The organism is Bradyrhizobium sp. 170 (assembly GCF_023101085.1).
Taxonomy (GTDB): Bacteria; Pseudomonadota; Alphaproteobacteria; order Rhizobiales; family Xanthobacteraceae; genus Bradyrhizobium.
Genome location: NZ_CP064703.1, coordinates 3,387,042 through 3,409,917 on the forward strand (window position 1 = coordinate 3,387,042; position 22,876 = coordinate 3,409,917).

Sequence of the window (22,876 nt, forward strand, 5' to 3'; positions counted from 1 at the left end):
ATTGATCAGGCTTCGTCGGCCACGCCGTTCTTCAGCACGCCGACGCCATCGGCTTCAACCTCGATGACGTCGCCGGGCTTGAGATAGCGCGGCGGGTCGAACCGCGCGCCGGCCCCCGTCGGCGTTCCCGTCACGATGACGTCACCGGGTACCAGCGTGGTGAAGGTCGAGAGATAGTTGATGAGGTAACGGAAGCCGAAGATCAACCGCCCGGTGCGGTCGTCCTGCCGCGTCTCGCCATTGACCCGCGTGGTGAGGCGGATGTCGGCGATCTGGCTTTCGTCTGTGTAGGGCACGATCCACGGGCCGAGGCTGCCGGTGGAATCGAAATTCTTGCCCTGGGTGACATTGAACTTGGCGTGGCGCACCCAGTCGCGGATGGTGCCTTCGTTGCAGAGCGTGACCGCGGCGATATGGTCAAGCGCGTCGCGCTCCTTGATATGCCGTCCGGCCTTGCCGATGACCAGCACCAGCTCCCCCTCGTAATCGAGCTGCGCGGAGGCGCGCGGGCGCACCAGCGGCGTGTTGTGGCCAACAAACGAACGCGGCGTCCGCATGAACATGCTCGGATATTTCGGCGCGTCCTGGCCATCCTTGTACTCGGCGTTGCGGTCCGGATAGTTCACGCCGATACAGATGATCTTTTCCGGCGAGGGGATCGGCGGCTGCCATGTGATCGCATCGAGCGCATGGTCCGGCGTGCGCTTCGCGGCATCTTCGGCAAGTTTCATCAGCGCGCCATCAGCGATGGCTTCGCGCAGTGTGGGATACTCCTTTCCGAAACGCGCAGAGAGATCGACGATGCCGGCATCGGTCACGACGCCGTATTTCTGCGCGCCGTTGACGGTGTAAGTGGCGAGGCGGGGAGGGGCCATTCTCTATCCGATCAATCCGCAATCGTGACATCGGCGACGAAGGCCGGCTCGCGCACGGCCTGGCCGGCGAAGGGCGTACCTTCCTCGAACCAGGAGCGCGGCGCGGGCGCGCCCCACAGCGTCTGCCGGCGCGGGTCCTTCAGTGACCAGCGCAGCGGCTCGTGGTCGTGATCGCCGGTGAAGTAATCGCTGGTGTAGAGTTCGAGCCGGTGGCCGTCGGGATCGCGGACATACAGAAAGAACGCGTTCGAGATGCCGTGGCGGCCGGGGCCGCGCTCGATGTTCTTCAGGTAACCGCTGGATGCCATCACGTCGCACAGATGCAGGATGTTCATCGCTGTCGGCGTCCAATAGGCCATGTGATGCAGGCGAGGGCCGCGGCCGTTGGTGATGGCGAAGTCATGGACATTGCCCTTGCGGTGCATCCAGGCCGCCGCGATGCGCCCGTTCGGCCCGTCTTCCTCGCCATATTCGGTCAGGCGGAAGCCGAGCCGGGCGTAGAAGTCGACGGTGTTTTGCACTTCAGGCGCGAAGACGTTGAAATGGTCGAGCCGCTGCGGATGGCAGCCCTTGTAGAGGTCGTAGCGCCGCAGCAGATGCGGGCGCTTGTCCATCGTCGCGTAAAGTTCGAGCTGGAAGCCAGCGGGATCGGTGAATTGCAGCGTGCGGCCCTGGAACGGCTGCTCGACGAAGGCGTAGGTGATGCTGTTCTCGGAAAAGAAGCTGGCGGCCTTGTCGAGATCGCCGTCATTGCCGACCTTGAAGCCAAGGCGGTTGCAGGCCGCGACCGGGGCCTTCCGCAGCACCAGCGAGTGATGCTGATGCTCCTCGCTGCCGCGCAGGTACACCGCCATGGCGTCGCTGTCCTCGACATGGAGGCCGACGGTGTTCTCGTAGAACGCGCGGCTCTTGTTGAGGTCGACGACATCGAGCACGGCATGGCTGCAGCGGATGATGTTGAACGGCGGGTCGAAGATGTGTGTCGGAACGGGCATGCGGTTTCCTCAATCTGGCTCGTCATTCCGGGGCAGCCCGCAGGGCTGAGCCCGGAATCCATTTTCCCGGTGGCGATGGATTCCGGGCTCGACGCTGCGCGTCGCCCCGGAATGACCACTGTTGTTAGATTCCCAGCTTCTGAATCTTGTGCGTCCCGCGCGCGAGCGAGACGTGCTTGGTCTCCATGTAGAAGTCGAACGAGTAATCGCCGCCATCGCGACCGATACCTGAGGCCTTCATGCCGCCAAACGGCGTCGGCAGATGGCGGACGTTTTCGGAGTTGAGCCAGATCATGCCGGCCTCCAGCGCATCCGCCACCCGCAGCGCCCGGCCCATGTCGCCGGTCCAGACATAGCCGGTGAGGCCGTATTGCACGCCGTTGGCGATCTCGATCGCGTCCTTCTCGTCCTTGAAGGGGATCACGGTGAGGAACGGTCCGAACACTTCCTCCTGCGCCACCCGCATTTTCGAATTTGCGCCGGTGACCAGCGTCGGCTGCACGTAATGTCCACCGCCCGGACCGTCATACGGCTTTCCGCCGACCGCAATAGTGGCGCCGTCCTTTTTGGCGACATCGAAATAGCTGCAGACCTTTGCGAGATGCCGCTCATGGATCAGCGGCCCGATTTCGGTGGCGGGATCGAGGGGGTGCCCGACCTTCAGCGCCTTGACCCGGGCGGTCAGCTTTTCGATGAATTTTCCGGCGATGCCTTGCTGAACCAGCAGCCGGCTCGACGAGGTACAGCGCTCGCCGTTCAGCGAGTAGATCATGAAGACGACCGCATCCAGCGCCCGGTCGAGGTCGGCGTCATCAAACACGATCACCGGGTTCTTGCCGCCGAGCTCGAAATGGACGCGCTTCAGGGTGGGGGCGCCCTGGGCCATAATGGCCGAGCCGGTCGAGCTCTCGCCGACAAAGCCGATTGCCTTGATCGCGGGATGCTCGGTCAGCGCCTTGCCGGCTTCCTCGCCCATGCCGTGGACGGTGTTGAGCACGCCGTCGGGGAGGCCGGCCTGTTTCGCAAGCTTTGACAGGAGGTCGGCGGTCACCGGCGACCACTCGGCCGGCTTGTGCACGACGGTGCAGCCGGCGGCCAGGGCAGGGGCGATCTTCCAGGTCGACAGCATGAACGGGGTGTTCCACGGCGTGATCACGCCGACCGGGCCGATCGGCACCCGGGTCGAGATGTTCCAGTGCTCCTCGCTCGGCGTGTTGAGGCCGTCGCGGGCCTCGGCGCATTTGTCAGCGAAGAAACGGAAGTTCTCGGCCGCCCGGATCGCGGCCTTGGCCATGAAGCGATGCGCCTGGCCGGTGTCAATGCATTCCAGCACCGCGATGTCGTCAGCATGGTCCTCGATCGCATCGGCCACGCGATGCAGTAATTTCTTCCGCGCCGCCGCGGACATCTCGCGCCAGGATTTGAAGGCGGTTGCGGCTGCGGTTGCGGCACGGTCGATGTCTTCGGCGTTACCGCGGGCCGCCGACGCCAGCACCGCGCCATCCACCGGGGACTTCGTCTCAAAGGTCTGGCCGGAGATCGACGGCACGGTCTTGCCGTCGATCATGTGCCCGATGCCTTCGCTCTTTAACTTGGCGAGCAGGGGCGCTGCGCGGTCGCGGTTGGCCTGAAACAGGTCCTTGGGTGTCGCCTTATCCATGGATAGTCTCCACTTTCAGTGCTTCGTGGATGTTGTTGCGTTTCCAGCTTGTTTCCTTGTCGTTGATCTGCATGTCGAACGACAGCGCGAACTTTTGGTTCGCGAACACCGGGTCAAGGTGGGCCGACAAGGCCTTGAAAATATGTTCGCCGGCCTTCTTGCGGGTGGCGAGGTCGCGGCCCTCGCCGAGGCGAAGCACCATGTCGAGAAAGCTGTAATCCTGGCGGCCGTCGGCGATGGCATAGTGCTCGCATCTGACGGCGCGGACGCGAATACCTCCGAGCGGGAAGATGCCGGTCTCGACGGCGGCCTTGCGAACCTGCTCCACGACCGCGCCCATGTCGACGTGGCGATCGAGATTGCCTGAATATTCAATCGTGAAGTGCGGCATGTTGCGATGACTCCAGCTCTCTTAACGCGTCAGGCGAAGTAACAGCTCACGGAACCGTAGGGACCGTAGTCCGCCTGGATCGTGTCGCCCTTGCGGGTCTCGATCGGGCGGATGAACGAGCCCGCCAGCACCACTTGCCCCGCTTCCAGCGCCAGCCCGTTCGGCGCGATCTTGTTGGCAAGCCAGGCCACGGATGTAGCGGGATGGTTGAGAACGCCGGCCGCAAGCCCGGTTTCCTCGAGCTGGCCGTTACGGAAGCAGAGTGCACCGATCCAGCGCAGGTCGGCGTCCATCGGCCGGATCGGGCGGCCGCCGAGTACGATGCCGGCATTCGCGGCGTTGTCGGCGATGGTGTCGAAGATCTTGCGGGTGGATTTGGTTTGCGGATCGACGCGTTCAACCCGCGTATCGAGAATCTCCAGCGCCGGCACCACAAAATCGGTGGCGTTGAGCACGTCGAACATCGTGCAGTCCGGGCCCTCCAGCCGCGACTTCATCACGAAGGCGAGCTCGGCCTCGACGCGGGTGGCGATGAAGCGGTCTGACGGCACCAGCCCGCCATCGGCAAAGAACATGTCGTCGAGCAGGATGCCGGAGTCAGGCTCGTCGATATTGAGCGCGCTCTGCATCGCCTTCGAGGTCAGGCCGATCTTGTGGCCCTTCACGACACGCCCCCCGGCGACTTTCATATCGACCCAGGCCTTTTGAATAGCGTAGGCGTCTTCGATGCTTATGCCGGGATGTTCGAGCGAAAGCTGCCGGATCTGTTTCCGGGTCTTTTCGGCGCGATCGAGCCTTTCGGCGGCGCTGCGGATGTCGTCTCTGGAAAGGGCCATGGGCGTCCGGCTGCTCTACAAAAAGCGCGTGCTGAAATTTGTTTAACATGTTAAGTTATATTGCGCAAACTGATTTGATGCTTGTTGCGCCGCAAAACTTTATCCTTTCCGGAATCGACGATTCCGGAATAGTGGACCGCTGAAGATGGCAGGCAAGAAATCGCCGAACGGATCGCGTTCGGACCCGGCGGGAACGACGGAGACCCGCCGCGCGCCGATGCGCGAGTTCTCGCGTTCGTTGCCGATGTCGCTATTGCGCGCCCGTGAAGCGGTGATGCGCCAGTTCCGTCCGTCCTTGCGCAATCACGGGCTGACCGAGCAGCAGTGGCGGATCCTGCGCGCGCTGACAGCGGTTGATACCATCGAGGTGACCGAGCTGGCGCGCGTCGCGTTTTTGCTGGGTCCGAGCCTGTCGCGAATCCTGCGCGACCTCGAAGCACGCGATCTGATCGAGCGGCGGACCGCCAAGGCCGATCTGCGCCGCGGCGAGGTGTCGATCTCGTCCAAGGGGTTGAAATTGATCGAGGCCGTGGCGCCGACCTCGGAGGCGATCTACGCCGAAATCACCAGCCGCTATGGCGCCCGCAAGCTTGCCGAATTGCAGGACATGCTGGGCGAGCTGGAACGAAACCTTGCGGAGATGGAAGTGGCTGACGAACCAGACACCGAGGCCGATGAGTAATCACAAATTTGCATGATGCTACGGGCCCGATGCATAGCGGCCCGGCAAATGATTGCGATCATTTGGCTAATGCGACTGTGGCGGTAGACACAAGCGGGATTTTTCGCTCAAAGTGCCGACCAAGCCGGTCATGAAAACCGGTGCGGGAGTCTTTGGGTTCGCCGCTGAAAACGCAAGGCTTCCCCATACAAGGACAGGGCTGAAATCCGGATATGGTCACCATACAAGTCAACAATCTCATCGATTTTGTCGCCGAGGTTTTTTCTCATTCGGAATCCTCGCCCGAGGAAGCCAGGCGCATCGCGACCTACCTCACCACCGCCAATCTCACCGGACATGACAGCCACGGCGTGATCCGGGTTCCGGTCTACATCCGATGGAAGAAGACGGGTAACGTCGTTCCAAACCAGACCCCCGAGATTGTCGTCGATACGCCGTCGCTCGCCGTGGTCGATGGCAAGTTCGGCTATGGCCAGACCGTGACGCCGTTCGCCGTGCGGACCGGCATCGAGAAGTGCAAGAAGGCGGGGCTGTCAGCAGTTGCGCTGCGCAATGCCGGGCATATCGGCCGGGTCGGCGACTGGGCGGAAATGGCCGCTGCCGAAGGGCTGGTGTCGGTTCACTTCGTCAATGCGGCGGGCTCGCTGCTGGTGGCGCCTTATGGCGGGGTTCAGAAACGGCTCTCGACCGCGCCCTATTGCGTCGGCATTCCGCGCCAGGGGCAGGATCCGATCGTGCTCGATTTCGCCACCTCGATCGTGGCCGAAGGCAAGGTGCTGGTTGCCAGCCGCGGCGGCAAGAAGCTGCCGACCGGTGCGCTGGTCGATGCCGACGGCACGCTGAGCGAGGAGCCGTCCGTGCTCTATGGTCCCTACACCCCGGATGGACCTCGTGACCACACCAAGGGCACCGGTGCGATCCGTGCCTTCGGTGAGCACAAGGGATCGGGGCTGGCCTTCATCTGCGAGCTGCTCGGCGGCGCGCTCACCGGCACCGGCGCGACGTCAGGCGGCCGGCAATTCGCCAACGGGATGCTCGCCTTCTATGTCGATCCCAAGGTGATCGACACCAGCAATTATTTCGACGAGGAAATCTCGCGCTACACCGACTTCATCCGGGAAACCAAGCCGATCGCCGGCGTCGAGTCCGTGCTGGTTCCCGGAGACCCCGAACGCAAGATGCGCGCCGAACGCACCAAAAACGGCGTGCCGCTGCCGGACGATACCTGGGCTGCGATCATCAACACCGCCCGCGAGGTCGGTGTCAGCGAGGCCAGCATCCAGCGCGCCACCAGCTAATCAACTCCGCGAACTCCAACTATCCTAACGATCACAAAGGGAAAGCGATCAATGGCAACCAACAACGTCAAGAAAGTATGGGCCTCCGGCAAGGCCGTGGTGAACGCGTGGCTCGCGATTCCGTCCGGCTTCTCCGCCGAAGTGATCGCGCAATGCGGCTTCGACAGCGTCACCGTCGACATGCAGCACGGCGTGCAGGATTACCTTTCGATGGTGCAATGCTTTCAGGCGATGAACGGCCACCCGGTGACCCCCATGGTCCGCGTGCCCTGGAACGAGCCCGGCATTATCGGCAAGGTGCTCGACGGCGGCGCCTATGGCGTGATCTGCCCGATGATCAATACCGCGCAGGAAGCCAAGAACCTGGTCCAGTACGCCAAATATCCGCCGAAGGGCACGCGCTCGAACGGCCCGATCCGCTCCGGCATGTACGGTTCGGCCGGCAGCTACCAGCAGACGGCGAACGACGAGATCGTGCTGCTGCCGATGATGGAGACCAGGACCGCGGTCGAGAACATGGAATCGATCCTCGACGTCGAGGGCATCGACGGCGTCTATATCGGCCCGTCCGACCTCGGCTTCTCCTACGGCCTGGTGCCGAAGCTCGACCGCGACGAGCCGGAAATCCTCAAGATCTACGAGAAGATCGTCAAGGAATGCGGCAAGCGCGGCCTCCATCCCGGTATTCACTGCTCGGGCGCCGAGGGCGCGGTGCGCGCCATCAACATGGGCTTCAAGCTCGTGACGCTCTCGAACGAGAGCGGGTTGATGATGACCTACGCCAAGATGCAGGTGAACCAGACCCGGAAAGATTCCGCCGGTAAGGCGTAAGTAGCAAAGACGCAAATAGGGAGTGGCGAGTAGGGGATCGCTCAATTCGCCACTCGCTACTCGCCAGCCCTGAGGAGGTACCCACATGACCCCGGCACCCGTGATCCGCCTGCACCCTGACGACGGCGTGCTGATCGCGCGCGCGAGTCTGCCGCCCGGCATGGTGGTGGCCGACGGCGTCACCACGGTCGAGCGGATCCCGGCGGGCCACAAGGTCGCGATCAGGCCGATTGCCGTCGGTGAGCCGGTACGCCGCTACGGCCAGATCATCGGTTTTGCCACCGCCCCGATTGCGCCGGGCCAGCATGTGCATACCCAAAACTGCGGCATGGGCGATTTCGCCAAGGACTATGCCTTTGGCGTCGACGTCAAGCCGGTGCCGAATTTCGATCTGCCCGCGACCTTCGAGGGCATCCGCCGCGCCGACGGCCGCGTGGCGACGCGCAACTATATCGGCATCCTCACCTCGGTGAACTGCAGCGCCCATGTCGCCGGCATCGTCGCCGACATGTTCAAGAAGAATCCATTTACCGGCGATAACCCGCTGGCGGACTTCCCGAATGTCGACGGCGTGGTGGCGCTGACCCACAAGACCGGCTGCGGCATGACGCAGGACGAGCCGTTGGCGCTGCTGCGACGGACGCTCGGCGGCTATGCGCGGCATGTGAATTTCTCCGCCGTCGTGGTGCTGGGTCTGGGCTGCGAGGTCAACCAGATCGGCGGCCTGATGCAGGAGCAGAAGCTGGCCGGCCGCTTGCGCGCGATGGACATCCAGGAAGTCGGCGGCACCCGCAAGACGGTGGAAGCCGGCATCGCCTTCGTGAAGGAGGCGCTGACGGACGCCAATAAAGTAAAGCGGGAACCGGTGCCGGCCAGCGAACTGACGGTGGCGCTCCAATGCGGCGGCTCCGATGGTTACTCGGGCGTGTCAGCCAATCCGGCGCTGGGCGCGGCGAGCGATCTCCTGGTTGCCCACGGCGGCACGGTGATCCTCTCGGAGACGCCTGAAACCTACGGCGCCGAACATCTGCTGACCCGGCGCGCGGTCAGCCGCGAAGTAGGCGAAAAGCTGGTCGGACTGATGCGCTGGTGGGAAGAGTACACCAGGCGCGAGGGCGCGGAGATGAACGCCAACCCGAGTCCCGGCAACAAGGCCGGCGGCCTCACCACCATCCTCGAGAAATCATTGGGCGCGATGGCCAAGGCCGGCAGCACCAATCTGGTCGACGTGCTCAACTACGCCGAGCCCATCACCAAGAAGGGTTTTGTCTTCATGGACACGCCCGGCTACGACCCGGTCGCGGCCACGGGGCAGGTGGCCGGCGGCGCCAACATGGTCTGCTTCACCACGGGGCGCGGCAGCGTGTTCGGCTGCAAGCCCGCGCCGTCGATCAAGCTCGCGACCAACACGCCGATGTACAAGCGCATGGAAGACGACATGGACGTCAATTGCGGCACCATCCTCGACGGCGAGGAAACCGTGCAGCAATGCGGCCAGCGCATTTTCGAGCTGATGCTGAAAACGGCATCCGGCCAGCCGACCAAGAGCGAGAGCTTTGATTTCGGCGGCGCGGAGTTTGCGCCGTGGGTGCTTGGGGCGACGATGTAAGCTCTCGCAACACTCTCGCGTCGCCCCTGCGAACGCAGGGGCCCATAGCCACCGGCCTTCGTTATTGCGGGAAAGTGTCGATCAAACTGCCTTCCCGATAGATCACGCGGTATGGGTCCCTGCGTTCGCACTAGGGCATGCACACTTCTGGTGCGACGGATTGACTCGGGTCGGGGGATTCCAGAATCAGGAATCTGTGTGATTTGTATTGCGGCACTTCAGCTTTGGCAGGGGTGTCGGGATGCTGTCACAGATCGATTGGTCACTGGGTCGGTTCGGGGATCGTCGCCTCGATAAAGGGGGGCGGCGCTTGTCGAATGCATGGTCGCGGGCAAAGATGTCTGCCTGCGCCGGCTTTCGAAAGGCAACCGCGCCCGGGAGGTTCGGTTCAACCGGCTTCTCGGCAATGCCAAGGTGACGACAGAGCGCATCATCGAAAGCTGGAGCGAGGGCACGGTTGCCGCGGCAGAGGGCCGCCACGTGCTGGCGATCCAGGACACCAGTGAGATCAACTTCACCACCACGGCAGAGCGCCGACGCGGGCTCGGAGAGACCGCCAAGGGCAATGTCCACGGGTTGCTGCTGCACCCGATGCTGGCGGTAGACGCCGACAACGGCACCTGCCTCGGTCTGTTGAGCGGTCAGATATGGACGCGCAAGGGCCGCCGTACCGTCTCGCACGACCGGCGCGAGCTGTCGGACAAGGAATCGCAGCGCTGGATCGCCACGGCGCTGGCGGCCAAGCCGCTGCTGGCTGGGGCCGCCATGGTGACCGCGCTCGGTGACCGCGAGAGCGACATCTTCGCGCTTTATGCCAGCGCCGCCGAGCAGCACTTCCACGTGATCGCCCGCAGCATGCATGATCGCAAGCTGGCGGACGATAGCGGCCTGTACGCGAGCAGTGAGGCCATGGCGGCCGTGGACCAGCGCACCATCGTGCTGCCTGCGCGGGCACAGCGGGCCGAGCGGGTCGTGCCTCTCGAACTGCGCTTCGGCGCGGTGAACCTGGCCCGGCCACAAAGCAAGTTCCTGCGCCATCTGCCAGAAAGCCTGCCGCTGACCCTGGTCGATGTGCGTGAGGTTGATCCTCAAGCCGGTACCGAGCCGCTGCACTGGCGGCTTCTCACCACCCATTCGGTGACGAATGCAGAACAGGCCTGGCGTATCGTCGATTGGTACAAGCAGCGCTGGCTGATCGAGCAGTTCTTCCGCGTCCTCAAGACCCAAGGCTTCAAGCTCGAAGACAGCCAGCTCTCCACCGCCGATCGGCTCCTCAAGCTGGTCGCCATCGCGGCCAAAGCCGCGGTCATTACCATCCAACTCTTGCAGGCGCGCGATGGCCGCGGCCAACAGCCGATCCATCTCGCCTTCAAAGCGAACGAGGTCGCGGCGCTCACTGCCCTCAATCAAGATATCGAAGCCAAAAGCAAACGGCTCAACAATCCGTATCCGCCCGACAGCCTTGCCTGGGCTGCCTGGATCATCGGCCGTCTCGGCGGCTGGGACGGCTATCCCTCGTCCAAGCCGCCCGGTCCAATCACCATGAAACACGGTCTCGAGTACTTCCACGCCGTCGCGGTCGGATGGAGCCTCAGAAATGTGTGCATGCCCTAGCACTACTTTGGCAGATTTTTGCGATTGATCGGCGCAATTGGATTCCCGAATCAGATTTTCAATGATTCATGGGTGGTCGGCTTTTGGAGGGCCGACCATGGTGGACACGAGGTCGAAGTGGGAAGACGAGCTTGGACGCTGGCTCAAGCCATTCCTGGATCGTTTAGGTCACAAGGCACGGCGGCGGATGTGTCCGCTGTATGTTTCGGGACTGATTGGACCGGGTGATCGCAAGAGCGTCCAGCCGATGGCGGCGCGGCTGGCACCGAACGACTATGATCAGTTGCACCATTTCATCGCTGATGGCGTCTGGGATGCGGCGCCATTGGAGTCAGAATTGCTCGTTCAGGCCGATCGCCTCGTCGGCGGCAAAGATGCGGTGCTGGTCATCGACGACACAGCGATGCCGAAGAAGGGCGATCGTTCGGTTGGTGTCGCTCCGCAATATGCCTCGTCTCTCGGCAAGACGGCCAATTGCCAAACATTGGTGTCGCTGACGCTTGCGCGGGGTGAAGTGCCGGTAATGGTGGCATTACGTCTCTTCATTCCAGAGAGTTGGACGAGCAACCCGGTGCGTTTGAAGCGTGCGGGCGTTCCAGTCGAGCACCGCGCAGCGCGGACCAAGCCAGAGATCGCCTTGGCGGAGATCGATCGCGTGATGGCAGCCGGTATGCGCTTCGGCTGTGTGCTGGCGGATGCCGGTTACGGCCTCAGCGCGCCGTTCCGTCAGGGGCTCACGACACGCGGCCTGGCCTGGGCCGTCGGTATCCCTCGTCACCTGAAGGTGTATCCGGTCGAGGTTAAACTGATCTGGCCGGTTGCCGGTCGGGGCCGTCCCCGCAAGCGGCACATTCCGGATATCCTATCGAGGGCGGCCGAAGATATGCTGGCCAATGCCAAGTGGCAAAATGTGAGTTGGCGAAACGGTACCAAGGGCCGGCTGGAAGCTCGCTTCGCCGCTGTTCGCGTGCGAACCGCCGATGGGCCACCTCAGCGGATCAAGGACATGGGCCAGCAGCATCTTCCGGGGGACGAAGCCTGGCTCATCGGCGAACACAGGACGTCGGGAGAGAAGAAATATTATCTCGCCAATCTGCCGGCCAAGACGAATCTGCGCACGTTAGCTGCCACGATCAAAGCCCGATGGATTTGCGAACAGGCCCATCAGCAGTTGAAAGAGGAACTCGGGCTTGATCACTTCGAGGGAAGATCCTGGCAAGGCCTCCATCGTCACGCGCTCATGACCATGATCGCTTACGCATTCCTCCAGCATCGGCGTCTCGCACAAGCGGGGCGGAAAAAAAAGAATCAATGGTCCACCGCCTCAGCCGAGCCTGCCGGCCGTACGCCAGGCCATCGTCGATCTCATCGTTCAACCACGACCTCAGCGATGCCCGTACTGCAGAAGACAAATCGGCGAAAAGCAGCGGCGTGAATAAATCTGCCAAAGTAGTGCTAGTGCGTTCGCAGGGACGACAGCCTTCCGCACTTCCCATAGGCAACCGTTGCCCGTTGTTAATGCTTGATCCCACCCGGAACCAGTGTTCTGCTTAAAAAAGCCGCTGGAGTCTCCGGTCCGTGTCGATCTACGTCGCACTACATCACGTCACGCACTACAAATACGACCGACCGATCGATCTCGGCCCGCAAACCGTTCGCCTGCGCCCGGCGCCGCATACGCGCACGCCGATCCTGAGCTATTCGCTTAAAGTTACGCCAACAAATCATTTCGTGAACTGGCAGCAGGACCCGCAAGGCAACTGGCTGGCGCGCTTCGTGTTTCCGGAGAAGGCGTCTGAGCTGAAGATCGAAGTCGACTTCACCGCGCAGATGACGGTCGTCAATCCCTTCGACTTCTTTGTCGAGAGTTACGCCACTTCTTTTCCGTTTCAGTACACCAAGGATCTGAAGACCGAGCTCGCGCCGTATCTCGCCACGTCAGAGCAGGGGCCGCTGTTTGCGGCGTACTTGAAGGAGATTCCGCGCGAGGCCGACAGCACCGTCAATTTCCTGGTCGAACTCAACGCGCAACTGCAGAAAAAGATCAGCTACGTCATCCGGATGGAGCCGGGCATTCAGACGCCGGAGGAGACGCTGGCTTCCGGCTCCGGCTCGTGCCGCGACTCGGCGTGGCTGTTGATCCATATCTTCCGTCACCTCGGCCTCGCGGCGCGCTTCGTCTCCGGCTATCTCATGCAGTTGCGGCCCGACATCGATCCGGTCGAGGGCCCGCGCGAGGTCGAGAGCGATTTTACCGACCTGCACGCCTGGGCCGAAGTCTATCTTCCGGGCGCGGGCTGGATCGGCTTCGACGTCACCTCAGGCATGTTGACCGGCGAGGGGCACATCCCCGTCGCCGCCACGCCGCATTATCGCTCAGCGGCGCCGATCTCGGGCAGCGCCGGCTTCGCCAATGTCGAATTCGGTTTTGAGATGAGCGTCAGGCGCATTCGCGAGGCGCCGCGGATCACGCGGCCGTTCTCCGACGAATCCTGGGCGCGTCTCGATAGTCTCGGCGAACAGGTCGATGCCGATCTCCGGGCGGGTGATGTGCGCCTCACCATGGGCGGCGAGCCGACCTTCGTCTCCATCGACGATCTGGAATCGCCGGAATGGAACATCGCCGCCATCGGCCCGACCAAGCAGGCGCTGGCCGATGAACTGATCCGCAAGCTGCACGCCCGCTTTGCGCCGGGTGGGCTGCTGCATTACGGGCAGGGCAAATGGTATCCGGGCGAAAGCCTGCCGCGCTGGGCGTTTGGGCTGTATTGGCGCAAGGACGGCGTGCCGATCTGGAAGAATGCCGACCTGATCGCGAAGATCGAGAGCCCGCGCAAGGCGATAATCGAAGACGCTCAACAATTCATGGAAGGCACCGCGAAGCGGCTCGGGCTGGATGCCGGCTATGTCATGCCGGCGTATGAAGATCCTGCGCACTGGTTGCAGAAGGAAGCCGCGCTGCCGGTCAATGTCGATCCCAGCGACTCCAGGCTGGCCGACGCGGAAGAGCGCTCGCGCATGGCGCGGGTGTTCGATGAGGGGCTCAATAGACCCAAGGGGTTCGTGCTGCCGATCCAGCACGCGGGCGAGGACGCCCAAGGATCGGTGCAGGGCTGGATGAGCGAGTGCTGGCAACTTCGGCGCGGCCATCTGTTCCTGATCCCAGGCGATTCCCCGCTCGGTCTGCGGTTGCCGATGGCATCGTTGCCGCATGTCCCGCCGGAAGAATACCCTTATCTCGTCGAGCAGGATCCGATGGAGCCGCGTCTCGAATTGGCCGTCGAGGACAAGGACGTTGCGGCAGAAGGCGTGCCTTCAAAAGTGGCGCTGAAGCCGAAACCCAAGCCCAAGCCGGTGCGCACGGCGACGTCGGTCGAAATCCGCGATGGCGTGTTGTGCGCGTTCATGCCGCCAGTGGAAAAGCTTGAAGACTATCTCGAACTGATCGCGGCGGTGGAAGCGACCGCCGAGGAAATGCAGATCCAGGTTCATGTCGAGGGCTACGGGCCGCCCTACGATCCGCGCGTCGAGGTCATCAAGGTGACGCCCGATCCCGGCGTCATCGAAATCAACGTCCAGCCGGCGCAAAGCTGGCGCGAGGCGGTCGATATCACCTTCGGCCTGTATGAGGACGCCGCCAAAGTCCGGCTCGGTGCCAACCGCTTTCTCGTCGATGGCCGCCACACCGGCACCGGTGGCGGCAATCATGTCGTGGTCGGTGGCTCTACGCCGCAGGATTCGCCGTTCCTGCGCCGCCCCGATTTGCTCAAGAGCCTCGTCCTGTACTGGCAGCGTCATCCCTCGCTGTCCTACTTGTTCTCCGGCATGTTCATCGGCCCGACCAGCCAGGCGCCGCGCATCGACGAGGCGCGGCACGACGGGCTTTATGAACTGGAAGTCGCGCTCGCCCACGTGCCGCCGCCGGATATCGAGGCCCCGCTGTGGCTGGTCGACCGACTGTTCCGGCATATCCTTGTCGATATCACCGGCAATACCCATCGCGCCGAAATCTGCATCGACAAGCTCTATTCGCCGGATGGGCCGACCGGCCGCCTCGGGCTGGTCGAATTCCGCGCGCTCGAAATGCCGCCTGATCCCAGGATGTCGCTGGCGCAGCAACTCCTGATCCGCGCGCTGATCGCAAAGCTCTGGCGCGAGCCGCAGCAGGGCAAGTTCGTCCGCTGGGGCACGGCGCTGCACGATCGCTTCATGCTGCCGCATTTCCTCTGGGAGGATTTTCTGGGCGTGCTCGAAGAGCTCCGGCAATCCGGCTACGAATTCTCGCCGGAATGGTACTCGGCCCAGCTCGAGTTTCGTTTTCCGGTGTTCGGCCGTGTCCACCATGGCGGCGTCGCGCTGGAATTGCGTCAGGCGCTGGAGCCCTGGCACGTGCTCGGCGAGGAGGGTTCGGCCGGCGGCACCGTGCGCTATGTCGACTCTTCCGTCGAGCGCCTGCAGGTCAAGGCGACGGGCTTCGTCGAAGGCCGTCATGTCGTGACCTGCAACGGCAGGCGGATGCCGATGACGGCGACCGGCCGCGCCAGTGAGGCCGTCGCCGCGGTCCGCTTCAAGGCCTGGCAGCCGGCGTCGGGGCTGCATCCGACCATCCCGGTCCACGCCCCCCTGACATTTGACCTGATTGATACCTGGAACGGCCGCTCGCTCGGCGGCTGCGTGTACCATGTCGCCCATCCCGGCGGCCGCAGCTACGATACCAAGCCGGTCAATTCCTATGAGGCGGAAGCAAGGCGGCTGGCCCGGTTTCAGGATCACGGCCACACCCCGGGCAGGATCGACCCGCCGCCCGAGGAACGCACAATTGAATTCCCTTTGACGCTCGACTTGAGGACGCCGCTCCTGATCTAATCGGGAGCGACGCTCTCGGGGAATCGGAATGGCCGGCCAGGGTAACAATCAGGAGAGCAAAGCCCGTCCGGGCCAGCGCCGGATGGCGCAATGGACGCGGGACTATGCGCGGCTGCCCGGCATCCCCGACGAATATATCGGACCGGACGGCGCGCCCCGCGCTGCCTGGAGCCGGTTTTTCGATGCCTTTGCCGCGCTTTCGCCTGTTGATATCGAGCGGCGCTTTGCCTCCGCCGACCGGCATCTGCGCGAAGCCGGCGTCACCTACCGCGCCCCCGGCGAGACCGCCGACCGGCTGTGGCCGCTGAGCCATTTGCCGCTCATCATCGACGAGGCCGATTGGCAGCAATTGAGCACCGGCATCGCGCAACGCGCGCAATTGCTCGAAATGGTGCTGCGCGATCTCTATGGCGAGGGTCGGCTGATCGCCGATGGCGCCGTGCCTGCCGCCGCCATCGCCGGCAGCAACGAATATCTGCGGGCGGTTTGCGGGGTCAAACCGCCGGGCGGCCGCTATTTGCATTTTTATGCGGCCGACGTCGGTCGTGGTCCCGACGGGCGCTGGTGGGTGCTGAACGACCGCACCCAGGCGCCGTCAGGCGCCGGCTATGCATTGGAAAATCGGCTGGTGCTGTCGCGCGCTTTTTCCAATCTCTACAAGTCGATGAATGTCGAGCGCGTGGCGCCGTTCTTCGAGGCATTCCGTGACTCGCTCCGCGCCAGCGCCGATCGCGACGAGCCGCGGATCGGCCTGCTCACGCCGGGCGCCTTCAGCGAAACCTTTTTCGAACACGCGACACTGGCGCGCTATCTCGGCTTTCTTCTGGTCGAGGGCGACGATCTCGCCGTCAGCGGCGACCGCATCCACATCCGCACCGTCGCAGGCTTGAAGCGGCTCGACGTGCTGCTGCGCCGGGTCGATTCCAATTTTCTCGATCCGCTGGAGCTCGATGCGTCGTCGCATCTCGGCGTGCCCGGCCTGATCGACGTGCTGCGCAAGGACGGCGTCGTCGTCGCCAACATGCCGGGTTCCGGCGTGCTGGAAGCGCGGGCGCTGCTCGGCTTCCTGCCCAGCCTGTGCCGGCGCTTGCTCAGCGAGAATTTGATCATGCCGCACATCGCGACATGGTGGTGCGGGCAGAAATCCGCGCGCGAGGAAGTGTTGTCGCGGCTGGAAGACTTTGCGATCGAGGGCGCCTATGGCCGGGCCGTTCCTGGCTTTTCCCGCCATGGGCCCGTGCTCGCCGGCGAGCTGTCGCCGGCCGATCGCGACCGGCTCCGGCAGGCGATCACCGATCGCGGCATCGACTATGTCGGCCAGGAGCTGGTGCGGCTGTCGACGACGCCGGTGTGGGAGCAGGGCCGGATCACGCCGCGCCCGTTCGTGCTGCGGGTGTTTGCTGCCGCAACTCCCCAGGGCTGGACCATACTCCCCGGTGGCTTCTGCAGAATTGCCGAACAACCCGATGCCCGCGCCGTCTCGATGGGCGACGGCGCGCGGTCGGCCGATGTCTGGATTGTCTCCGACAAGGCGGTCTCGGCTTCGACGCTGCTGCCGGCCGCCGAAGCCGTGCGCATCCGGCGCATCGCCGGCGTGGTGCCGAGCCGCGCTGCGGACAATCTGTTCTGGCTCGGCCGCTATCTCGAGCGCGCCGAGGCAACGCTGCGGCTGATCCGCGCGCTCGGCACGCCGATGCGCGACCCCGTCAAGGGATCGTCGACCGCGCTGCCTTCGGTCGAGCGCATCCAGCGGCTTCTGGTGACCTGGGGCGCGACCTCGCAGGCGACGCGGACCAATCCCGCGAGGGTCGTCGCCGAGGCGCTGCAGAGCCCAGACAAATTCGGCTCGGCTTTGTCATTGGCAAAATCGGCGCAGCGCACGGCAAGTTCGTTGCGCGAGCGGCTTTCGCCCGACGCCTGGCAGATCATCACCGAGATGGTGGAGCGTCTCGCCTTGCAGGTCGACGACGACGACAGCGTCGTCAGCGCCGCCGAACTGACGTTGCAGGAACTGGCAAGCCTTGCAGGTTTGGCGCAGGAAAACATGAACCGCGCCGCCGGCTGGCGCTTCCTCGACATGGGCCGCCGTGTCGAGCGCGCCATCAACACCGCGCGGTTCGCGCGGCAGTTCGCCTATGACGAAGCGGGCGAGGAAGATCTCGATGTGCTGCTGACGCTGGTCGATTGCCAGATCACCTACCGCTCGCGCTATCTGGTCGGCCCGGCGCTGGCGCCGGTGCGCGATCTCGCGGTGCTCGATCCCTATAATCCGCGCTCGGTTGCGTTTCAGGTGGCGACGCTGAATGATCACATCGCCGCACTCCCGAGCCTGAAGGAGCACGGCCTGATCGAGCGGCCGCAGCGGCTGACGGTGGCCTTGCAGGCGACGCTGACGACGGCCGAGGCCGCGACGCTGGACGTCAAAACCCTGTTCGCGCTGGAGCAGGATCTGCTCAATCTCGCCGACGCCATCGGCCTGCATTACTTCCCGCACGGGCCCAATGCGAGCCGGCCGGAGAAGCTGACGGGCCTCGCGTGATCTACGACATCCGTCACGTCACGACCTACGCTTACGAAAGCCCGGTGAGTTTTGCGCGGTGCTCGCTGCGGCTGGAGCCGCGCAGCGGCGACGGGCAGCAATTGATTTCCCATTCGGTCGAGATCCGGCCGCGGCCGACCGAACGCGCCGTGCGTCGCGATTTTTTCGGCACCCATACCGAGAGCATCCTAATCGAAACCGCGCATCGCAATTTGCGGATCGATTCCCGCTCGCGCGTTTCGGTGTCGCGTAAGGCGCTCGACCGCGCCGCGCCGAGCCCGTCATGGGATGATATCCGCGACGTGGCGTTCGAGGCCTCTAGTCTCGGCCCCGCTTCGCCGGTCGGCTACGTCTTTGCGAGTTCGCTGGTGCCGGTGCTGGCGCCGCTCACCGCCTATGCCGCGGCGAGTTTCCCGCCGGGCGGTGGCATTCTTTCAGGCGCCGCCGATTTGATGCGCCGCATCCGCAACGATTTCAGGTACGACCCGAAGGCCACGGTGATCTCAACGCCGCTCCGCGAGGTGTTCGAGAAGCGCCACGGCGTGTGCCAGGATTTTGCCCATGTGATGATTGCGGGTTTGCGCGGGCTGGGTCTGCCCGCGGCCTATGTCAGCGGATATTTGCGCACCATTCCGCCGCCCGGGAAGCCGCGCCTGCAGGGCGCCGACGCCACCCATGCCTGGGTGTCAGTGTGGTGCGGCGCAGAGCTCGGCTGGGTCGGGTTCGATCCGACCAACGACATCATGATCGAGAACGATCACATCATCCTGGCAATCGGGCGCGACTTCTCCGATGTCTCGCCGGTCGACGGCATCATCGTCGGATCACGCAAGCAGAAGCTTGGCGTGGCCGTGGACGTGATCCCGGTGGGGTGAGGCGGATGCTGCCCGGTCTTGCCGGGTCCTCCTCACGAGGTGGCTGGCGCTCCGTCGCATGCGCGCCGCTCAAGCGATGGCGTTTCGCATGAGAGTGCATGACCGCCTCAAACAAATCAGCAGGGACGTTGGTTGGCGTCCCTGCCGACGGGAGTTTTAGTCACTGCGCTTTCTGTCGGGGGTCGTCTTTGGGATTTACGTAATTGATACCCCACGGCCCAGTGCTGTTGATCTGAACGACGGTTTCTTCATCCGTGAAGGCATAGTGCTCCATGCCGGGCGCGAACGCGAAGAAGCTTCCAGCCGGCAGCGGTTTGGCGCTGCTTTTATCCGCAACCTTGCCCATGCCGAGCGTAAACGTGCCAGAGATAACGGTCACGATTTCAGGCTTGGGGTGGGAGTGCGGGGGAACGGCATAGCCCTTGGGGAGCTTGAGCCGAAGCACGAACAAGCCGTCTTTCCCGGGGTCGCCGTAGAGTACGCTCGCTTCAGCCCCCGGCGGAACAGATGGCGGCGCCTTCGACCATTTTACATCCTGCGGCCCAAGCATCGTATCATCCATGCCTTGGGCTGACGTGGGACCGGCCAAGGCGATCAAGCCAGAGACGATGGCAACTTGAAGCATTTTCATGCGATCCTCCCATGTCTGAGACCAAACCCAACTTATGAAAGTGCTACCGAATTCTACCCCCAAAACTCGCGCCGCGCTCCCCCTCACAAATCGTCACGGCGTGCTCCAATGTCGCAGTCGGGTCACGGCTTTGAGTGGACTGCGTGGTTCCCGAACAAGTCCCGCGGCGTGCCGAGGGTCAATGATCGGCGTGTCGGCGGATTCAGTGTCAATCCGAAGCCTTGGCGAACTTTGCGGGGCCCGATTTCGTGGGCTCCTTCGGTCACACTCTGGCGCGAACCGGAGATGCTGTTCGCTTACGTGCCGGTCTTGCGCACCTGCTCGGACGAATCCGCGCGCAAATTGCGGAAGAACTTCTCGACTTCGCGGGAGAGCGTCTCGGCGGTAGCCGTCAGTTCGCTGGATGCGGTGAGAACGGACGCTGCGGCCGTGTTCGTCGTGCCAATCGCGTCGCTGAGCGAGCTGATATTGAGCACCAGCGTTCCATTGCCCTGTGCCGCCAGTTGCGCATTCGACGATATCTCGCGGGTTGCCGCATCCTGCTGCTCGATTGCGCTCGCGATGATGGAAGTCACCTCGTTGATCTCGCGGACCGCGTTGCCGATCTCGCGAACGGCTTCGACGGAGGTTTTGGTCGACGTCTGGATCAGGCCGACATTCTGGCCGATCTCGGCGGTCGCCTTGGCGGTCTGCTCGGCGAGTGCCTTGACCTCGTGGGCGACGACCGCAAAGCCGCGGCCGGCGTCGCCGGCACGCGCGGCTTCGATCGTCGCGTTCAGCGCCAGCAGATTGGTCTGCTCGGCGATCGCCTGAATCAGGGTGAGCACGCCGTCGATGCGCTGGGTGGCGGCTGCAAGCCCTTCGATTTCGGCGACCGATCTCTCGGTGCGCTGGCCGGCCTGCTCGACGGCGCTGGCCGATTGGCGCACCTGGCGGCCGATTTCCTCGACCGAGGCTGAGAGCTCCTCGGCCGCGCTGGCGACGGCGGAAACGTTGCTGGAAGCCTGCTCGGTCGCGCCGGAGGCAGCCACCGCGCGTCCGCTGGCATCCGACGAGACGCTGGCGATGGTCTGGGCGGTGCCGCGCATCGAGGTCGCATTGTCGGTGACGGCGCGCAGCACGCCACTGATCGCTTCGCGGAAGGCGTCGACCGAGGCTTCGATGTGACGGGTACGCTCGTCGCGTGCTTTCGAATCGTCCAGCACCTGCGAATTGAGGTTGCGGTTGCCCTCCATCGCTTCCTGGAAGATCTTGATGGCACGGGCGAGCGCGCCGATCTCGTCGGCGCGGCCGGTATGCGGCACCTCGACGCCCTCGGCGCCGTCGGCGACCTGCTTGATGGTTGCGGTGATGACCGAAAGCGGGCGGGCGATGGAACGGGCGATGATCAGCACGCCGATGACGACCACCACCAGCGCCATGACGCCGAGGCAGGTCAGCACAAAGGCCATCGTGTGGTTGGTGTCGGTCTGTTGCGCCAGTCTCTTGCTGCGCTCGGCATAGACCTTGGACAGGGCTTCCAGATCCTTGTTCAGCGCCGTCCGCACTTCGCGGTTGGCGTCATTGTCGCCCCATTCGCGGCCTGCCGCCGCATTGATCTCGACACCGCGGCGAACGAGCTCCTTGCGGAAATCGACGAACTGCTGGATGCGCTTCTTGAAGGTGGCAAACTGCTGGGCGTCGTCAGCCTGGACCAGCGCCTCCCAGTTCTTGACGACGTCAAGAATACGTTCGTTGAACTTGAGCAGGCCGTCGCCGTATTTTTTCACCACCGCCGGATCAGTCGACATGTAGACGCCGCGCGATTCCATCACGACGGCATAGACCAGCGAATTGATGCGCTCGACGTTGAGCGCGGCGCGGCTGGCGGTCGAGACCGCTTCGGTAAGTTGGGCATTCTGGCGGGTGTTGTAGTCGGACAAGGCCGTGATGGCGGCGACGAGCAGGGCGAACAGCGCGAAGATTGAGTACAACTTGGCTGCAAGCGAAAACCGGGATGCCATGGCGTCACCAAAAACGAGTACGGGATTTACAATTCAGCCATATCGGCAAGCCTGAGCGGATCCAGTGAATGCCGTCGGTATAGGCAAAGTGTGCTGAATTTTGGTGGAGAATGTCTTAACGGGCGAAATTAATAGAACTGCAACTAATTGGAAATAACCAAGCGTTTTCAATCGATTGCAAGGTTGTGACAGGCTACGTCACTGGGAAAATTCGGCAGCCTTACGCGACTGCAGCGGGCTCTCGTATACCAGCGCAATTGGAGGTGGCTGTTCTGATAGCCGACGCGCGAGGGCCACGCGTCCGCCTGACGCAAGCATGCGGGAATGTGCCTCTGAAGGACGTTCGCATCGGCAAACATCTGTCGCGCGAATCAAGCTAGACAGCGAGCACGGCGACGGAAATTGATTGAACTCGTCTTGCCCGGGCGGCAGGCGCGCAATCCTTGGGGCCATCGCCCGAATCGTCACGTGACGCCTGTCGAAGGCGCCGCGCTGGTTCGATGATGCGCGAGAACGGGGACTTAATGGTTCAAAGTGCTGCCTTGCCGGCCAACGTCGATCTCTATCTTCACGTGCGAGTGCTGATCGGCATCATCCTCGGGCTCAGCGTCACGCGTCTGGTCAGCGGCATCGCGGCATTGGTTGCGCATCCCGGTCGCTACCGGATCTGGCCCGTTCATTTGGGTTGGGTCGCTTGGGCGCTCGTGAACGTGGTCACATTCTGGTGGTGGGAATTTCGGCTGAGCCTCATTCCGCACTGGACGTTTGGCCTCTATTTCTTCGTTTGCGTGTACGCATCGATGTACTACTTCCTGAGCGTCCTGCTTTTCCCCCAGGATCTGGAAGAATATACGGGTTATCAGGACTACTTTCTCTCACGTCGCCGCTGGTTCTTTGGATTTGCGGCCCTTACTGAAGCGCTCGATGTGGTCGACAGTTTGATAAAGGGCGAAGACCACCTGCGATCGCTGGGACTGGAGTATCTCTTGGCGAACGCCGCATTCATACTGGTATGCGGCGTAGCCACGACGACGCGCAATTTGAGATTCCATATGCTGTTTGCATTCGGCGCGGTCATCTATGAGATATGTTTCTTCGCCCGCTATTACGCTACGCTGAACTAGCCGAATTGAAGTCGGGGCTACCTCGACGATCTCGGCTGTGGCGTTGG

General features: G+C 63.3%; 17 protein-coding genes. 10 read left to right on the forward strand and 7 right to left on the reverse strand.

Translation table 11 applies throughout. The features are described 5' to 3' along the window. Positions 1-5 precede the first annotated feature (5 nt). The 5 genes from IVB05_RS15705 to hpaH form a co-directional block, all read right to left on the reverse strand. On the reverse strand, positions 6-875 hold the full coding sequence (locus tag IVB05_RS15705) for a fumarylacetoacetate hydrolase family protein (RefSeq protein WP_247785250.1): 870 nt from the start codon (positions 873-875) through the stop codon (positions 6-8). A gap of 11 nt (positions 876-886) precedes the next feature. Next, a complete protein-coding gene (gene hpaD, locus IVB05_RS15710) occupies positions 887-1,870 on the reverse strand; it encodes a 3,4-dihydroxyphenylacetate 2,3-dioxygenase (protein WP_247785251.1) in 984 nt (327 codons plus the stop codon). A 124-nt stretch (positions 1,871-1,994) separates the two neighbouring features. After that, the gene (gene hpaE, locus IVB05_RS15715) at positions 1,995-3,530 is read right to left on the reverse strand and encodes a 5-carboxymethyl-2-hydroxymuconate semialdehyde dehydrogenase (RefSeq protein WP_247785252.1); all 1,536 of its coding nucleotides are present in this window, start codon (positions 3,528-3,530) and stop codon (positions 1,995-1,997) included. Further along, positions 3,523-3,921, reverse strand: coding sequence for a 5-carboxymethyl-2-hydroxymuconate Delta-isomerase (locus tag IVB05_RS15720; RefSeq protein WP_247785253.1), 399 nt, complete (start codon positions 3,919-3,921; stop codon positions 3,523-3,525). The genes hpaE and IVB05_RS15720 overlap by 8 nt, the downstream gene beginning before the upstream one ends. Before the next feature lie 29 nt (positions 3,922-3,950). Continuing rightward, a complete protein-coding gene (gene hpaH / locus IVB05_RS15725) occupies positions 3,951-4,757 on the reverse strand; it encodes a 2-oxo-hept-4-ene-1,7-dioate hydratase (RefSeq protein WP_247785254.1) in 807 nt (268 codons plus the stop codon). Between the two features lie 145 nt (positions 4,758-4,902). Between hpaH and hpaR the strand changes: the two genes are divergently transcribed. The 9 genes from hpaR (at position 4,903) to IVB05_RS15770 (ending at position 19,071) form a co-directional block, all read left to right on the forward strand. Continuing rightward, positions 4,903-5,439, forward strand: a complete 537-nt coding sequence (gene hpaR, locus IVB05_RS15730) for a homoprotocatechuate degradation operon regulator HpaR (protein WP_247785255.1) — start codon at positions 4,903-4,905, stop codon at positions 5,437-5,439. 212 nt (positions 5,440-5,651) lie between these two features. After that, on the forward strand, positions 5,652-6,737 hold the full coding sequence (locus IVB05_RS15735) for a malate/lactate/ureidoglycolate dehydrogenase (protein WP_247785256.1): 1,086 nt from the start codon (positions 5,652-5,654) through the stop codon (positions 6,735-6,737). Positions 6,738-6,788: 51 nt separating this feature from the next. Next, complete coding sequence (locus IVB05_RS15740) at positions 6,789-7,568, forward strand: aldolase/citrate lyase family protein (protein WP_247785257.1); 780 nt, start codon at positions 6,789-6,791, stop codon at positions 7,566-7,568. 85 nt (positions 7,569-7,653) lie between these two features. Further along, positions 7,654-9,177: an altronate dehydratase family protein gene (locus IVB05_RS15745; protein ID WP_247785258.1), complete on the forward strand. Its 1,524-nt coding sequence runs from the start codon at positions 7,654-7,656 to the stop codon at positions 9,175-9,177. Positions 9,178-9,498: 321 nt separating this feature from the next. Then, complete coding sequence (locus IVB05_RS15750; RefSeq protein WP_247782941.1) at positions 9,499-10,791, forward strand: IS4 family transposase; 1,293 nt, start codon at positions 9,499-9,501, stop codon at positions 10,789-10,791. Positions 10,792-10,888: 97 nt separating this feature from the next. Further along, on the forward strand, positions 10,889-12,226 hold the full coding sequence (locus IVB05_RS15755; RefSeq protein WP_247781157.1) for an IS701 family transposase: 1,338 nt from the start codon (positions 10,889-10,891) through the stop codon (positions 12,224-12,226). Between the two features lie 143 nt (positions 12,227-12,369). Further along, complete coding sequence (locus IVB05_RS15760) at positions 12,370-15,657, forward strand: transglutaminase family protein (RefSeq protein ID WP_247785259.1); 3,288 nt, start codon at positions 12,370-12,372, stop codon at positions 15,655-15,657. 28 nt (positions 15,658-15,685) lie between these two features. Next, a complete protein-coding gene (locus IVB05_RS15765; RefSeq protein ID WP_247785260.1) occupies positions 15,686-18,196 on the forward strand; it encodes a circularly permuted type 2 ATP-grasp protein in 2,511 nt (836 codons plus the stop codon). Next, on the forward strand, positions 18,193-19,071 hold the full coding sequence (locus IVB05_RS15770; RefSeq protein WP_247785261.1) for a transglutaminase family protein: 879 nt from the start codon (positions 18,193-18,195) through the stop codon (positions 19,069-19,071). The genes IVB05_RS15765 and IVB05_RS15770 overlap by 4 nt, the downstream gene beginning before the upstream one ends. Positions 19,072-19,231: 160 nt before the next feature. On the opposite strand, the gene IVB05_RS15775 is transcribed toward IVB05_RS15770, so the two are convergent. Both IVB05_RS15775 and IVB05_RS15780 read right to left on the reverse strand, forming a co-directional pair. Beyond that, positions 19,232-19,702: a cupin domain-containing protein gene (locus tag IVB05_RS15775; protein WP_247785262.1), complete on the reverse strand. Its 471-nt coding sequence runs from the start codon at positions 19,700-19,702 to the stop codon at positions 19,232-19,234. A 296-nt stretch (positions 19,703-19,998) separates the two neighbouring features. After that, positions 19,999-21,705 carry a HAMP domain-containing methyl-accepting chemotaxis protein gene (locus IVB05_RS15780; RefSeq protein WP_247785263.1) on the reverse strand — a complete coding sequence of 569 codons (1,707 nt, stop codon included), beginning with the start codon at positions 21,703-21,705 and terminating at the stop codon, positions 19,999-20,001. Between the two features lie 500 nt (positions 21,706-22,205). Here IVB05_RS15780 and IVB05_RS15785 point away from each other — a divergent pair, with 500 nt between their 5' ends. Then, positions 22,206-22,829 carry a hypothetical protein gene (locus IVB05_RS15785; RefSeq protein ID WP_247785264.1) on the forward strand — a complete coding sequence of 208 codons (624 nt, stop codon included), beginning with the start codon at positions 22,206-22,208 and terminating at the stop codon, positions 22,827-22,829. Positions 22,830-22,876 lie beyond the last annotated feature (47 nt).